This window comes from Streptomyces sp. AN091965, assembly GCF_022698285.1.
Lineage (GTDB): Bacteria > Actinomycetota > Actinomycetes > Streptomycetales > Streptomycetaceae > Streptomyces.
Genome location: NZ_JALDMY010000001.1, coordinates 6,504,311 through 6,519,547 on the forward strand (window position 1 = coordinate 6,504,311; position 15,237 = coordinate 6,519,547).

Sequence of the window (15,237 nt, forward strand, 5' to 3'; positions counted from 1 at the left end):
AGGCACTGATGTGATCGCCAACCTGGTTCAGCTGGCGGCCGAGGAGAAGCAGAACCCGCTTATTCCTCCGGGCCCCGAGCTGCTTGTCGGCGCCATTGCCTTCGCCATCGTTTTCTTCTTCTTCTGGAAGAAGCTCCTCCCGAACATCAACAAGGTTCTGGAAGAGCGCCGGGAGGCGATCGAAGGCGGTATCGAGAAGGCCGAGGCCGCCCAGACCGAGGCCCAGAGCGTGCTGGAGCAGTACAAGGCTCAGCTCGCCGAGGCCAGGCACGAGGCCGCGCGACTGCGCCAGGAGGCGCAGGAGCAGGGCGCCCAGCTCATCGCCGAGATGCGGGCCGAGGGCCAGCGGCAGCGCGAGGAGATCGTCGCCGCCGGTCACTCCCAGATCGAGGCCGACCGCAAGGCCGCCGCGCAGGCGCTGCGTCAGGACGTGGGCCAGCTGGCCACCGAACTGGCCGGCAAGCTCGTCGGTGAGTCCCTCGAGGACCACGCCCGCCAGAGCCGCACCATCGACCGCTTCCTCGACGAGCTCGACGAGAAGGCGACGAAGGCCGAGGCGACTCGATGACAGCGCATGGAGCGAGCCGCGAGGCGCTTGCCGCCGCGCGCGAGCGCCTCGACGCGCTGACGGACAACACCGCAGTGGACGCGGGGCACCTCGCGGACGAGCTGGCCGCCGTCACCGCGCTGCTCGACCGGGAGGTCTCGCTGCGTCGGGTCCTGACCGACCCGGCGCAGTCCGGCGAGGCCAAGGCCGAGCTGGCCGGGCGCCTGCTCGGCGGCAAGGTCGGCGGCGAGACCGCTGACCTGGTGGCCGGAATGGTCCGCTCCCGCTGGTCCGCCTCGCGCGACCTGGTGGACGCCCTGGAGGAGCTGGCGGACGTCGCCGACCTGACCGCCGCGCAGAAGTCCGGCGCGCTGGACACGGTCGAGGACGAGCTGTTCCGCTTCGGCCGGATCGTCGCCTCCAGCACCGAGCTGCGAGCGGCCCTGACCGACCGCGCCGCCACCGCCACGGCCAAGAGCGGGCTGCTGCGCGGCCTGCTCGGTGGCAAGGCGGCAGCGACCACGGAGCGTCTCGTCGAGCGCCTTGTGACCGCGCCCCGTGGACGTAGCCTGGAGTCGGGACTCGAGTCCCTCGCCAAGCTGGCCGCGGACCGCCGGGAGCGCATGGTCGCCGTCGTCACGTCGGCCGTTCCGCTGTCGGACCCGCAGAAGCAGCGGCTCGGCGCGGCGCTCGCCAAGATCTACGGGCGTCAGATGCACCTGAACCTCGACGTGGACCCCGAGGTCCTGGGCGGGATCCGGGTGCAGGTGGGCGACGAAGTCATCAACGGCTCCATCGCGGACCGCATCGAGGACGCGCACCGCCGCATGGCGGGCTAGCAACTCAACAAGCAAGACCGAACGGCCCGAGTTGGGCCGTGCAGAGGATTCACCTCTTCCTGGGGGGAGTCCCCATCCCCCCCAAGTGAAACTTCGGGCCCAACAAGGAGAGCAGGGAACCCAGATGGCGGAGCTCACGATCCGGCCGGAGGAGATCCGGGACGCGCTGGAGAACTTTGTCCAGGCGTACAAGCCGGACGCGGCCTCGCGCGAGGAGGTCGGTACGGTCACCCTGGCCGGCGATGGCATCGCGAAGGTCGAGGGCCTGCCCTCGGCCATGGCCAACGAACTGCTGAAGTTCGAGGACGGCACGCTCGGTCTCGCGCTGAACCTGGAAGAGCGCGAGATCGGTTCGATCGTTCTCGGTGAGTTCAGCGGCATCGAGGAGGGCCAGTCGGTGCAGCGCACCGGCGAGGTCCTGTCGGTCGCGGTGGGCGAGGGCTACCTCGGCCGCGTCGTCGACCCGCTCGGCCACCCGATCGACGGCCTCGGCGAGATCGAGACCAGCGGACGTCGTGCCCTTGAGCTGCAGGCCCCCACGGTCATGGAGCGCAAGTCGGTGCACGAGCCGATGGAGACGGGCTACAAGGCCGTCGACGCGATGACCCCGATCGGCCGTGGCCAGCGTCAGCTGATCATTGGTGACCGCCAGACCGGCAAGACCGCCCTGGCCGTCGACACGATCATCAACCAGCGCGACAACTGGCGCTCGGGCGACGTGAACAAGCAGGTCCGCTGCATCTACGTCGCCATCGGTCAGAAGGGCTCGACCATCGCCTCCGTGCGTGGTGCCCTCGAAGAGGCCGGCGCGCTGGAGTACACGACCATCGTCGCCGCCCCGGCGTCCGACCCGGCGGGCTTCAAGTACCTGGCCCCCTACACCGGTTCGGCCATCGGCCAGCAGTGGATGTACGAGGGCAAGCACGTCCTCATCATCTTCGACGACCTCTCGAAGCAGGCCGACGCCTACCGCGCCGTGTCCCTGCTGCTCCGCCGTCCGCCGGGGCGCGAGGCCTACCCGGGTGACGTCTTCTACCTGCACTCCCGTCTGCTCGAGCGCTGCGCGAAGCTCTCGGACGAGATGGGCAAGGGCTCGATGACCGGTCTGCCGATCGTCGAGACCAAGGCGAACGACGTGTCGGCGTTCATCCCGACCAACGTCATCTCCATCACCGACGGCCAGTGCTTCCTGGAGTCGGACCTCTTCAACGCCGGTCAGCGCCCCGCCCTGAACGTCGGTATCTCCGTCTCCCGAGTCGGTGGTTCCGCGCAGCACAAGGCGATCCGTCAGGTCTCCGGCCGACTCCGCGTGGACCTCGCCCAGTTCCGTGAGCTGGAGGCGTTCGCCGCCTTCGGTTCCGACCTGGACGCCGCGTCGAAGGCGCAGCTGGAGCGCGGCCAGCGCATGGTCGAGCTGCTCAAGCAGGCCCAGTACCAGCCGATGGCCACCGAGGACCAGGTCATCTCGATCTGGGCCGGCACCACCGGCAAGATGGACGATGTGCCCGTCGCCGACATCCGTCGCTTCGAGCGCGAGCTCCTGGACTACCTGCACCGCAAGGAGCAGGGCCTGCTCACCTCCATCAAGGAGGGCGCCAAGATGTCCGACGACACGATCACCGCGATCGGTGACGCCGTGGCCGAGTTCAAGAAGCAGTTCGAGACCTCGGACGGCAAGCTTCTCGGCGAGGACGCTCCTGCCGCTGCCGGCAAGTGACGACGGAAGGGACCTGACTCATGGGAGCCCAGCTCCGGGTCTACAAGCGTCGCATCAAATCCGTCACGGCGACCAAGAAGATCACCAAGGCGATGGAGATGATCGCCGCCTCGCGCGTCGTCAAGGCGCAGCGCAAGGTGGCGGCCTCCACGCCGTACGCGACCGAGCTCACCCGCGCGGTCACGGCTGTCGGTACCGGTTCGAACACCCAGCACCCGCTGACGACGGAGGCGGAGACGGCGACACGTGCCGCCGTGCTGCTCCTGACCAGCGACCGCGGTCTGGCCGGCGCCTTCAACTCCAACTCCATCAAGGCCGCGCAGCAGCTGACCGCGCGCCTTGAGGCCGAGGGCAAGGAGGTCGACACCTACATCGTCGGCCGCCGCGGTGTGGCCTACTACAACTTCCGCGAGCACAAGATCGCGAAGCAGTGGACCGGCTTCACCGACCAGCCCGAGTACGCGGACGCCAAGACGGTCGCGGCCCCGCTGATCGAGGCCATCGAGAAGGACACGGCCGAGGGCGGCGTGGACGAGCTCCACATCGTCTACACCGAGTTCGTCTCGATGACGACGCAGACGGCGGTGCACGGCCGCCTGCTGCCGCTCAGCCTCGACACGGTGGCGGAGGAGTCGGACGCGAAGAGCGAGATCCTTCCGCTGTACGACTTCGAGCCGTCGGCGGAGGACGTCCTCGACGCCCTCCTTCCGCGCTACGTCGAGAGCCGCATCTACAACGCGCTGCTGCAGTCGGCTGCCTCCAAGCACGCCGCCACGCGCCGCGCGATGAAGTCGGCGACCGACAACGCCGGGGACCTGATCCAGAATCTGTCCCGGCTTGCCAACGCGGCCCGCCAGGCCGAAATCACCCAGGAAATCAGCGAGATCGTCGGTGGCGCCAGCGCCCTGGCCGACGCGAACGCGGGGAGTGACAAGTAATGACGACCACTGTTGAGACCGCGACGGCCACGGGCCGCGTCGCCCGGGTCATCGGCCCGGTCGTCGACGTGGAGTTCCCCGTCGACGCCATGCCGGACATCTACAACGCCCTTCACGTCGAGGTGGCCGACCCGGCCAAGGACGGCGAGAAGAAGACGCTGACGCTCGAGGTCGCCCAGCACCTCGGTGACGGCCTCGTCCGCGCCATCTCGATGCAGCCCACCGACGGTCTGGTCCGCCAGGCCGCGGTCACGGACACCGGTGCCTCCATCACGGTGCCCGTCGGTGACTTCACCAAGGGCAAGGTGTTCAACACCCTCGGTGAGGTGCTGAACGTCGACGAGCAGTACACGGGCGAGCGCTGGGGCATCCACCGCAAGGCCCCGAACTTCGACGAGCTCGAGTCGAAGACCGAGATGTTCGAGACCGGCGTCAAGGTCATCGACCTCCTCACCCCGTACGTCAAGGGTGGAAAGATCGGTCTGTTCGGCGGCGCCGGCGTCGGCAAGACGGTGCTCATCCAGGAGATGATCTACCGCGTCGCCAACAACCACGACGGTGTCTCCGTGTTCGCCGGTGTCGGCGAGCGCACCCGTGAGGGCAACGACCTCATCGAGGAGATGTCGGACTCGGGCGTCATCGACAAGACCGCCCTCGTCTTCGGCCAGATGGACGAGCCCCCGGGCACCCGTCTGCGCGTGGCCCTCGCCGGTCTGACCATGGCGGAGTACTTCCGCGATGTGCAGAAGCAGGACGTGCTGTTCTTCATCGACAACATCTTCCGCTTCACCCAGGCCGGTTCCGAGGTCTCCACGCTGCTCGGCCGCATGCCGTCGGCCGTGGGTTACCAGCCGAACCTGGCCGACGAGATGGGTCTCCTCCAGGAGCGCATCACGTCGACCCGTGGTCACTCGATCACCTCGATGCAGGCGATCTACGTCCCCGCGGACGACCTGACCGACCCGGCCCCGGCCACCACGTTCGCCCACCTCGACGCGACGACGGTGCTCTCCCGTCCGATCTCGGAGAAGGGCATCTACCCGGCCGTGGACCCGCTGGACTCCACGTCCCGCATCCTGGACCCGCGGTACATCGCGCAGGACCACTACGACACCGCCATGCGGGTCAAGAACATCCTGCAGAAGTACAAGGACCTCCAGGACATGATCGCCATCCTCGGCATCGACGAGCTCGGCGAGGAGGACAAGCTGGTCGTCTCCCGCGCCCGTCGCGTGGAGCGCTTCCTGTCCCAGAACACCCACGTCGCCAAGCAGTTCACCGGCGTCGACGGTTCGGACGTGCCCCTCGACGAGTCGATCGCGGCCTTCAACGCGATCTGCGACGGCGAGTACGACCACTTCCCCGAGCAGGCGTTCTTCATGTGCGGTGGCCTCGAGGACCTCAAGGCCAACGCCAAGGAGCTCGGCGTCTCCTGAGTCCCGGTGACTCTCGGGGGAGGGGCGGGCACGGCCCTCGCGGGGACCGCGTCCCGCCCCTCCCCGCACGCCACGTAGAATTTGACCCAACACCCGGCTGAACCGCCGGGTGGTGACCCGAGGAGCCACCTTTGGCTGCTGAGCTGCATGTCGAGCTGGTCGCCGCGGACCGCAGTGTCTGGTCCGGCGAGGCCACCCTGGTCGTCGCGCGCACCACGTCCGGCGACATCGGCGTCATGCCCGGTCACCAGCCGCTGCTCGGTGTGCTGGAGTCGGGCCCGGTGACCATGCGTACGAGTGACGGGGGCACCGTCGTCGCCGCCGTGCACGGCGGATTCATCTCGTTCGCGGACAACAAGCTGTCGCTGCTCGCCGAGATCGCCGAGCTGTCCGACGAGATCGACGTCCAGCGTGCGGAGCGGGCGCTCGAGCGTGCCAAGTCGGAGGCCGACGCCTCCGCCGAGCGGCGCGCCGACGCCCGACTGCGTGCGGTGGCGGCGCGCTGACCCCAGCGCGCGGCGTAACGTGACTCAGCCGCGGCCGGGTCCGGAACCTTCCGGACCGGGTCGCGGCTGCGGCAATGCGGGTGCTTTTTCGGGTGCGGTAGTTCGGTCCGTTTCGGGAAGTCGTGTTGAGACTGTAGTGAGGCGAGGAGGTCGGTGCCGATGATCCTCGTTCTGCTCGTGTGCGGACTTGCGTTGATCGCGCTGGTGTTGCTGGGGCTCTTCGTCTTCGGCCTGCGCCGCAGACTCATCCAGCGGTCCGGCGGCACCTTCGACTGCAGCCTGCGCTGGCACGCGCCCGCTCCCGACGAGGCCCCCGACACCTCCGGCAAGGGCTGGGGCTACGGGGTGGCCCGCTACAACGGGGACCGGATCGAATGGTTCCGTGTCTTCTCCTACGCTCCCAGGCCGCGGCGCGTCCTCGAACGGTCGGCGATCGAGGTCGTGGACCGGCGCGCGCCCGACGGCGAGGAGGAGCTCGCGCTGCTCTCCGACGCGGTGGTGCTCGGCTGTCTGCACCGGGGTGTGCGCCTTGAGCTCGCGATGAGCGAGGACGCGCTGACCGGCTTTCTGGCGTGGCTGGAGGCGGCGCCCCCCGGTCAACGGGTGAACGTGGCGTAGGCCCTGCCGGGGGATTCCCCGATCCCGCCCCTTCCCGAAACCAGGGGCTGGACGAGGCGCGGGTTACTGGCCCGCTGTGATCAGGCCCGACTCGTAGGCCGCTATGACCGCCTGGGCGCGGTCGCGGGCGCCCAGTTTGGCGAAGACGGCGGTGACGTGGTTCTTGACCGTGGAGGGGCTGATCCGGAGCGCCTCGGCTATCTCCGTGTTGTCGTAGCCCCTGGCCATGAGGGTCCAGACGTCCGTCTCCCGGGACGTGAGGTCGGGGCGGACGCGCTGGGCCGCCCGGGGCGCGGGCGTGGTGACGTACGCCGAGATCAGCCGGGTGAGCAGCCGCGGGGCCACGGCCGCCTCGCCGCGGCTCACGGTGTGGACGGCGGCCACCAGCTCCTCGGGCGAGACGTCCTTGGGCAGGAAGCCCGCGGCGCCCGCGCGGAGCGCGCCGACCACGTACTCGTCCATGTCGAAGGTGCTCAGGGCGAGGACGCGGCAGTCCGGAAGCTCGGTGGCGAGGGCCGCGGTGGCCTCGACGCCGTCGAGGCGGGGCATGCGGATGTCCATGAGGACCACGTCGGGGCGGAGCCGGAGCGCCAGGTCCACGGCCTCGCGGCCGTCCCCGGCCTCGCCGACGACGCGCACGCCGGGATCGGCGTGGAAGATGAGCGCGATGCCCCTGCGGACCAGCGGCTGGTCGTCGGCTATCAGGACGGTCAGGGGGCTGTCGGACGCTGTCAACGGACCGTCGCTCTCTCGTGGGACGTGGGGGCCTGCTCACCGGCGGGCAGGGGCAGTGTCGCAAGGACCCGGAAGCCGCCTTCGGGCCGGGGCCCGGTCTCCAGGGTGCCGCCGTGCAGGGCCACGCGTTCGCGCATGCCGACGAGGCCGTGTCCGGCACGGCCCTTGCGCGCGGTGGTGGTGGTGCCGGAGCCGTCGTTGCGGATCTCGACGGTGAGCAGCTCGGGCCCGTAGTCGAGGCGCACCGTGGCGTGGGCGCCGATCGCGTGCTTGCGGATGTTGGTGAGGGCTTCCTGGACGATCCGGAACACGGTGAGGCCGAGGGTGGGGGCGAGCTCCTGGCGCACGCCGTCGACGAGCAGCTCGGTGTCCACCCCCGCCTGGCGCGACTCGGCGACCACCCGGGGGAGGTCGTCGACGTCCGGCTGGGGCGCGGCCGGGCCGCCCTCGGTGTCCTCGTCGGTGCGCAGGACGTCCAGGAGCTGCCGCATCTCGCTGAGCGCCAGGCGGCCGGAGTCCTCCAGGGACTTCAGGGCGTCCTGGGCCAGGGCCACGTCGTGCTGGACCACCTTGCGCGCGCCGCCTGCCATCAGCTGCATGGCGGTGATGTGGTGCGCGACGACGTCGTGCAGCTCGCGGGCGATGCGGCGTCGCTCGGCCGCGACCGCGCCCGCGGCGAGCAGTTCGCGGTGGGCGGCGAGCTGCCGCTGCCACTGGCGGGCGGCGAAGCCGACGACGACCGCCATGCCGAGGCCGACCACGTCCGCGATCAGCGCCCGCACCAGCTCCTCGTCCTCGCCGATGCCGGGCACCTGGAGCGCGACGAGGGTCACGGCGCCCGCGGCCACCGCGACGCGCGGCGGCCGTTCCAGGGCCACGGAGAACAGGGCGACGACGAGGGAGATGGACAGGCCGTACGCGTTGGCGGCGAAGCAGCTGATGACGGTCAGGTTGACGAGGACGCAGGCCAGGGCGGTCAGGGGGTGGCGCCGGTGCCAGACCAGGAGGACGGGGAACAGGAAGTGGAGCGCGAGTACGCCCGCGCTCCAGTTCACGCCGTTGGTGCCCACGTTCAGCGTGTAGGCGGTGAGGTCGAGGACCGCGGCACCGAGCGCCACCTGGACGTCCCGGCGGCTCGGCCTCCAGGTGCCGGGACGTGGCGGGTGGCTGCGCGCGAGCATGCCGTACTGACTCCTTGCCGGGGGAATGTGTGTGTCCATTCCAGTCTGCGGGATCGGCGGGGGCGTCATCCTCGGGGCGGAGTGCGCGGCTAGGAGCAGGGTCCTGGTCGGGCCCGGGGGCCGTGGCCCTGGTCCCGGGGCGGTTTCGTCGCAGCGGTCGAGGTGATCGCGGGGCTGCCGGTGGTCTTCTGGAAGGGCCCGGTGGGACCGGGCTCCACCCCACCTGCCGGAGGAACCGGAACCGTGATCAGATCCCTGACGGCGTGCACCACACGCCATGCCTGGAAGTTCATCCTGCTCTGGACACTGGTCGGCCTCGGACTGACCCTGGTCGGCCAGGCCAAGCTGAACAGCGTCACCGAGCCCGACATCGCGGGCTTCCTGCCGAAGTCCTACGACTCTGCGGCCGCCCTGAAGATCGCCGAGGACGAGTTCGGGGCCAAGCCCGACGGCAACGCCGTCACGGTGCTCGTCGCCCGTGAGGACGGGCGCAAGCTCGCCGCGGGCGACAGTGCGCGCATCGACAGGATCGCGGCCGGGCTCGGCAAGCAGCGCCTGAAGATGGCCAATCCCGACGACGTGCCGTCGTTCATGATGACGGACCACTCCCAGACGCCGGTCGTCAGGCCGCTGGCCGACGCGCCGGACAAATCGTTCCGCCTGGTCTCCGTCTCGCTCAAGGGCAACCAGAACGACCCCGCGCTCCAGGAGGTCTTCCGCGACTTCCGCGAGCACGCGGAGAAGGCGTTCGGCCGGGCGGACCTGCGCTCCGGGTACACCGGCGGGATCGCGGACCTCGCCGACACGGCGGAGGACCAGGAGGACACCGAGAAGCTGGTCGGGCTGCTCACCGTCGGGCTGATCGTGCTCCTGAACGTGCTGGCCTTCCGCAGTGTCCTCGCTGCCATCCTGCCGCTGCTCGCCGTGGTCATCATCGGTGGCGCCGCGACCGGCGCGGTGGTCGGCACGGCCCTGCTGTTCGACTTCAAGCTGGATCCGTCGACGCCGTCGCTGATCACCGTGGTGCTCCTCGGCATCGGCATCGACTACTTCCTGTTCCTGCTGTTCCGGTTCCGCGAGCTGCTGCGGGCCGATCCGGCGGCACGCCCCCGGGACGTCGCGGGGGAGTGCGCGGGCCGGGTCGGCGCGGCCATCGCGTCGGCGGCGCTCACCATCGTGGCCGCGTTCGCCACCCTGGGCATCGCGAGCTTCGGGCAGTTCAAGGTGCTCGGCCCGGCCATCGCGGTGTGCGTCCTGGTGATGCTCGTCGCCAGCCTCACCTTCATGCCCGCGCTGCTCGCGGTGTCCGGGCGCAAGATGTTCTGGCCGTCGCGGGCGCTGCGCAAGGAGCCGCGCCCCGGGATGAGCGCGCGGCTCGGGGAGCGCGTCGCCCGGCGCCCGTTCCTCTTCATGGCCGCCAGCGTCGGCCTCCTGGTCGCGCTGAGCGCGGGCGTGCTCGGCATGAAGATGGACTACGGCACGGACCCGGGCCCGGACGACACTCCCGCGGCGGTGACGGCCAAGGAGATTTCCAAGGCGCTGCCCGGCGGCGTGGACAGCCCGCACACCGTGTACGTGGCGGCCGACGGCGACGGGGCGAAGAAGGTCAGGATCGACCGGGCGGGGCTCGAAGGCCTCACCAAGGACCTGAAGGCCGTCAAGGGCGTCGGCCGCGTGGCGCAGCCGGTGGTCAACAAGGAGCACACGGCCGCGAAGGTGGACTTCTACTTGTCCGTGGACGTGCAGTCGCAGCGGGCCCGTGACGTCGTCTCCGACGAGGTGCGGCCGGTCGTCGCCAAGGCGGCGCCGCCCGGCACCGAGGCCCATGTGTCGGGCCAGGCCGCGATCTTCTCCGACATCTCCGAGGCCGTGTCGAAGGACCTCAAGGTGGTCTTCCCCGTGGCCGCCGCGCTGATCGCCCTGATCCTGGTGGCCCTGTTGCGCAGCCTGCTCGCGCCGCTGGTGCTCATGCTCGCCATCGGGCTCGGCTTCACGGCGACGCTCGGGTCCGGCGTCCTGGTGTTCCAGCACCTCCTCGACCGGCCGGGTGTGTCCTTCACGCTCCCGCTCGTGCTGTTCCTGTTCGTCGTCGCCCTCGGCACCGACTACAACATCCTGATCAGCGACCGCATCCGGGAGGAGATGGGCCGGCCGGGCTCGGCGCGGCAGGCGGTGGCGGCCGCGGTGCGGCACACGGCCCCGGCCATCGTCACGGCCGGTGTCGTCCTCGCGGGCTCCTTCGCGAGCCTGGCAGTGAACCCGTCCCCGGCCACCCAGGAGATCGGTCTCGTCACCGCGCTCGGCATCGGCCTGTCGTCGCTGGTGCTCTCGATCGTCCTGGTGCCCGCGGTGGTGGCGATGCTCGGCCGGGCGACGTGGTGGCCCTCGCGCTCGGGCCGCGGGTCCGGCGGCGGGCACGGGGGCCGCGGCGGTCACGGTCACCAGGCGCCCGCGCCCGCGGAGTACGGCGCGTACACGGGGCCCTACCAGCAGCAGGGGTACGGCTCGCCGTACGGATCGGAGTACGGCTCGGAGTACGGCTCGCAGGCCCGTCGCTGACGGGCGGGCGCGAAGAAGCCGGGGAGGCGGGGGGCGTTCCCGCCTCCCCGGCTTCGTCATGGCCCCGGCCGTGTCAGGGGGCGGAGCACGGCCGGGGTCGCCGAGGGGGTGCCTCGGGTCCTCGGGGGAGGGTTACTTCAGGCCCTCGTGGATGGCGTTCACCAGCTCGCCATTGGCGGTGTCGCCGCTGAACTCCCAGAAGAAGGCGCCGCCCAGGGACTGCTCCTTGGCCCAGGCCATCTTGGCCCGGATGGTCGCCGGGGTGTCGTACGACCACCAGTTGGTGCCGCAGTGGGCGTAGGCCGTGCCCGCCACGGTGCCGTTGGAGGGGCAGGAGTTCTTGAGGACCTTGTAGTCCTCGATGCCCTGTTCGTACGAGCCCTGGGCGGGTCCGGTGGCGGTGCCGCCCGGCTCCTTCTGCGTGACGCCGGTCCAGCCGCGGCCGTAGAAGCCGATGCCGAGCAGGAGCTTCTTGGCCGGTACGCCCTTGGCCTTGAGCTTGGCGATCGCCGCGGCCGAGTTGAAGCCCGCCTTGGGGATGCCCGGGTAGTCGGTGAGCGGGGAGTGCGGGGCCGTGGGGCCCTTGGCGTCCCAGGCGCCGAAGAAGTCGTACGTCATCACGTTGTACCAGTCGGCGTACTCGGCGGCGCCGCCGTAGTCGGCGGAGTCGATCTTGCCGCCGGGCGAGGCGTCGGCGGTGATGGCGGCGGTGACGAGGTTGCCCGCGCCGAACTTGGCGCGGAAGGCCTGCATCATCGTCTTCATCACGGCCGGGCCCGAGGTGTCACAGCTCAGGCCGCACGCGTTGGGGTACTCCCAGTCCAGGTCGATGCCGTCGAAGACGTCGGCCCAGCGCGGGTCCTCGACCAGCTTGTAGCAGGAGTCGGCGAACGCCGCCGGGTTCTTCATGGCGTCGGTGAAGCCGCCGGACCAGGTCCAGCCGCCGAACGACCACAGCACCTTGATGTGCGGGTACTTGGCCTTGAGCTTGCGCAGCTGGTTGAAGTTGCCGCGCAGCGGCTGGTCCCAGGTGTCGCCGACCCCGTCCACCGACAGGTTGGCCGGGACGGCCTTGTCGTAGTCCGCGTAGGAGTCGCCGATCGTGCACTTGCCGCCCTGGACGTTGCCGAAGGCGTAGTTGATGTGTGTGATCTTCTCGGCGGAGCCGGAGGTCACGATGTCCTTGACGTTGTAGTTGCGCTGGTAGATGCCCCAGTTGGTGAAGTAGCCGAGCTTCACCTTGGCGCCCGGGTCGGGGTCGGGGCCGCCGCCGGTGGTGCGGACCTTCACCGAGGCGCTGACCGGTCCCGTCTGGTCGGCGGTGTCACGGGCCTGCACGCTGTAGGAGTAGTCGGTGCCTTTGGTCAGGCCGGAGTCGGTGTACGCGGTGCCGGTGACGGTGGCGACCTTGGAGCCGTCGCGCAGCACGTCGTAGTTCTTGACGCCCTTGTCGTCGGTGGCGGCCTTCCAGTCCAGCTTCACCGAGGTGTCGGTGACGCCGGAGGCGGTCGGGGTGCCGGGGGCCGAGGGCGGGGCGTCGCCGGGCTGGCCGCCGCCGTCGCAGCTCTCGCCGTTCAGCTTGCAGCCGGAGGGGTTGCCGCTGCCGCTGCCGTTGAAGCCGAAGGAGACCGAGGCGCCGGGGGCGAGCGTCCCGTTCCAGCCGAGGTTCTTGGCGGTCCAGTGGTCGGCGGAGTTGGTGATGGTCGCGTCCCAGCCGGAGGTGACGCGGGTTCCGGCGGGGAAGTCCCACTCGACGGTCCAGCCGCTGATCGAGGCGGTGCCGGTGTTCTTGATCGTCCACTTGCCCTCGAAGCCGGCGCCCCAGTCCTGGGTCTTCTGGTACGTGGCGGTGGCCCCGGCGGCGGCCGCCTTCGGCGCGGCCGCGGGGGACGCCTGGGCGGAGCCGCCGAGGGCGACCAGGGTGGCGAAGGGGAGCAGCAGGGTGGTGAGCCCCGCCGTCAGCCGGTGTCTGGACCTGAGTTTGACGCGCAAGGTGTGCTCCTGGGGGTAGTTCCTCGCTGGGAGTGATGGAACTGGTGGAACCCTGCGACGCCCATGAGCACGTTGTGCACGTTCTGTGCCCACCGCAGTGCGGCGAGAATAGAAAGGTCTGGACCAACGGTCAAGGGGTTCAACCACTGGCCGAAATCGGGCAGTTGGGACGGATGGCCCCGCCCGGCGGGTCCGGGCGGGGCCGAAGGGCGATCAGACTCCCAGCTCCTGGGCGAGCACGGCGGCCTGCACCCGGCTGCGCAGCTCCAGCTTGCCGAGCAGGCGGCTCACATGCGTCTTCACCGTGCCCTCCGCCATGCTGAGGCGGCGGGCGATCTCCGCGTTGGACATGCCCTCGCCCAGACAGGACAGGACCTCGCGCTCGCGCGGCGTCAGGGCGTCGAGGACCGCCGGGTCGGGCGCGTTCGCGGAGCGCACCGGGCGGGGCGCGGCGAACTCGGCGATCAGCCGCCGGGTGACGGCGGGCGCGATCAGGCCCTCGCCGCGCGCGACCGTGCGCACCGCGTCGAGCAGCGCCCTCGCCTCCGTGTTCTTCAGGAGGAAGCCCGACGCGCCCGCGCGCAGGGCCCCGAAGACGTACTCGTCCAGGTCGAACGTCGTCAGGACGAGCACGTCGGCCAGCCGCTCGGCGACCACCTGGCGCGTGGCCGACACGCCGTCAAGACGCGGCATCTGCACGTCCATCAGGACGAGGTCGGGCCGCAGCTCGCGGGCGAGCGCCACGGCCTGCTCGCCGTCCGCGGCCTCGCCGACGACCTCGATGTCGGGCGCGCTGCGCAGGATTAGGACGAGGCCCGCCCGCACGGCGGACTGGTCCTCGGCGACGAGGACACGGATCATTCGGTCACCTCTTGGTCTGCGGGGTCCACGGGCAGCCGGGCGGCCACCCGCCACACCTTGCCCGCGGGCGCGTCCGGGTCCGCCTCCGGGCCCGCCGCGAACGTGCCGCCGAGCAGCGCGGCGCGTTCCTGCATGCCGACGAGCCCGGCGCCGGAGCCGGGCGCGCGCGGCCCCGGCGTGTCCCCGTACGGGCTCGTGACCAGCACGCACAGGGCGCCCTGCGGCTGGGTGAGGGTCACGGTGACCGGTCCGGGGGCCGCGTGCTTGAGCACGTTGGTCAGCGACTCCTGCACGATGCGGTACGCGGCGAGACCGACCGGGGCGGGCGGGGTTTCGGCGCCCGGGGCGCGGGTGTCGTCGAGGGTGACGTCCAGGCCGTTGGCGCGCGCGTTCTCGACCAGGGAGCGGAGCCCGTCCAGGGTGGGCGCCGCCACCGGTTCCAGGTCTCCGCTGGAGTCCCGCAGGATGCCGATGAGGCGGCGCATCTCCGAGAGGCCCTCGACGCTGTTCTCCCGGATGACGGTGAGGGCGTCCCGGGTGGTCCGCGGGTCGTCGAGGGACAGCGCGGCCGTGGAGTGGATGGCGATGGCCGACAGGTGGTTGGCGACCATGTCGTGCAGCTCGCGGGCCATCCGGGCGCGCTCGGCGGTCACCGCCTGGGTGCGGTCCATCTCGGCGAGCAGCGCGGTCTGCTCGGCGCGCAGCCGGGCCATCTCGGCGGCCTCCCGATGGCTGCGTACCAGGACGCCGGTCGTCGCGGGTGCGAACGACACCAGAGCGGTGACGGCGCCGATGAGCAGCGCCTCCGCATCCCGGAACCAGGCCAGGAAGCCGATCGTCATCGCCACGGTGATCAGCCCCGTGGTGATCGGGATGCGCCGGGCCGCGGCCGGGGTGCCGTACAGGACGGCCGCGTACACCAGGTCGGTGAACATCACGACCGTCGCCAGATTGCCCGGGGTGAACTGGTCGGCGATCAGCGCGAGGGTGCCGCAGGCCAGGGCGGTCTGCGGCGCCGTCCGGCGCAGCAGCTCCAGGCCCGCCATGACGAACAGCGGCACCAGCGTCCACCCGTAGCTGAGGGGCCGGTCTATTTGCATGTGCAGCCCCAGCGCCCACAGCGCGACGCCGCTGACCAGACTGACGACGGCGATGCGCACGTCGACGGCGTCGGGGCGGGGGAGCGGCAGCGGCATGGCTCCATCCAACACGGCCCGCGGCGCCCCGGCCTCCCTATGCCGGGTGAGGCCCGGGTACATCGAAGGATGCACCCACACTTCGTCACTGACGACGACGATCGCGGGGCGT

The 15,237-nt window shown here is 70.7% G+C and carries 13 protein-coding genes; 8 read left to right on the plus strand and 5 right to left on the minus strand.

Annotation, left to right across the window (positions count from 1 at the left end; all coding sequences use genetic code 11):
* Positions 1-10 precede the first annotated feature (10 nt).
* The 7 genes from MQV74_RS27810 (at position 11) to MQV74_RS27840 (ending at position 6,601) form a co-directional block, all read left to right on the plus strand.
* Positions 11-568, plus strand: a complete 558-nt coding sequence (locus tag MQV74_RS27810; protein ID WP_030685168.1) for a F0F1 ATP synthase subunit B — start codon at positions 11-13, stop codon at positions 566-568.
* Entirely contained in the window at positions 565-1,386 is an 822-nt protein-coding gene (locus MQV74_RS27815; protein WP_242723072.1) for a F0F1 ATP synthase subunit delta, read from the plus strand. Before MQV74_RS27810 ends, MQV74_RS27815 begins: the two co-directional genes overlap by 4 nt.
* Positions 1,387-1,510: 124 nt before the next feature.
* Positions 1,511-3,103, plus strand: coding sequence for a F0F1 ATP synthase subunit alpha (gene atpA, locus MQV74_RS27820; protein WP_242723074.1), 1,593 nt, complete (start codon positions 1,511-1,513; stop codon positions 3,101-3,103).
* Between the two features lie 20 nt (positions 3,104-3,123).
* A complete protein-coding gene (locus MQV74_RS27825; protein ID WP_242723076.1) occupies positions 3,124-4,041 on the plus strand; it encodes a F0F1 ATP synthase subunit gamma in 918 nt (305 codons plus the stop codon).
* Entirely contained in the window at positions 4,041-5,477 is a 1,437-nt protein-coding gene (gene atpD, locus MQV74_RS27830) for a F0F1 ATP synthase subunit beta (RefSeq protein WP_242723078.1), read from the plus strand. The genes MQV74_RS27825 and atpD overlap by 1 nt, the downstream gene beginning before the upstream one ends.
* A gap of 131 nt (positions 5,478-5,608) precedes the next feature.
* Positions 5,609-5,983, plus strand: a complete 375-nt coding sequence (locus MQV74_RS27835; protein ID WP_242723080.1) for a F0F1 ATP synthase subunit epsilon — start codon at positions 5,609-5,611, stop codon at positions 5,981-5,983.
* Between the two features lie 159 nt (positions 5,984-6,142).
* The gene (locus tag MQV74_RS27840) at positions 6,143-6,601 is read left to right on the plus strand and encodes a DUF2550 domain-containing protein (protein WP_138961836.1); all 459 of its coding nucleotides are present in this window, start codon (positions 6,143-6,145) and stop codon (positions 6,599-6,601) included.
* A gap of 63 nt (positions 6,602-6,664) precedes the next feature.
* Here the strand turns inward: MQV74_RS27840 and MQV74_RS27845 are convergent, their stop codons facing one another.
* Positions 6,665-7,336 carry a response regulator gene (locus tag MQV74_RS27845; protein ID WP_242723082.1) on the minus strand — a complete coding sequence of 224 codons (672 nt, stop codon included), beginning with the start codon at positions 7,334-7,336 and terminating at the stop codon, positions 6,665-6,667.
* Entirely contained in the window at positions 7,333-8,517 is a 1,185-nt protein-coding gene (locus MQV74_RS27850; protein ID WP_242723090.1) for a sensor histidine kinase, read from the minus strand. Before MQV74_RS27850 ends, MQV74_RS27845 begins: the two co-directional genes overlap by 4 nt.
* A gap of 243 nt (positions 8,518-8,760) precedes the next feature.
* Here MQV74_RS27850 and MQV74_RS27855 point away from each other — a divergent pair, with 243 nt between their 5' ends.
* Positions 8,761-11,076, plus strand: a complete 2,316-nt coding sequence (locus MQV74_RS27855; protein WP_308402323.1) for an MMPL family transporter — start codon at positions 8,761-8,763, stop codon at positions 11,074-11,076.
* Positions 11,077-11,208: 132 nt separating this feature from the next.
* On the opposite strand, the gene MQV74_RS27865 is transcribed toward MQV74_RS27855, so the two are convergent.
* From MQV74_RS27865 to MQV74_RS27875, 3 genes are all read right to left on the minus strand, one after another.
* Entirely contained in the window at positions 11,209-13,068 is a 1,860-nt protein-coding gene (locus MQV74_RS27865) for a glycoside hydrolase family 18 chitinase (RefSeq protein WP_242723092.1), read from the minus strand.
* Between the two features lie 213 nt (positions 13,069-13,281).
* Positions 13,282-13,929, minus strand: coding sequence for a response regulator (locus MQV74_RS27870; protein WP_242723094.1), 648 nt, complete (start codon positions 13,927-13,929; stop codon positions 13,282-13,284).
* On the minus strand, positions 13,926-15,125 hold the full coding sequence (locus tag MQV74_RS27875; RefSeq protein WP_242723109.1) for a sensor histidine kinase: 1,200 nt from the start codon (positions 15,123-15,125) through the stop codon (positions 13,926-13,928). The genes MQV74_RS27870 and MQV74_RS27875 overlap by 4 nt, the downstream gene beginning before the upstream one ends.
* Positions 15,126-15,237: the final 112 nt, after the last annotated feature.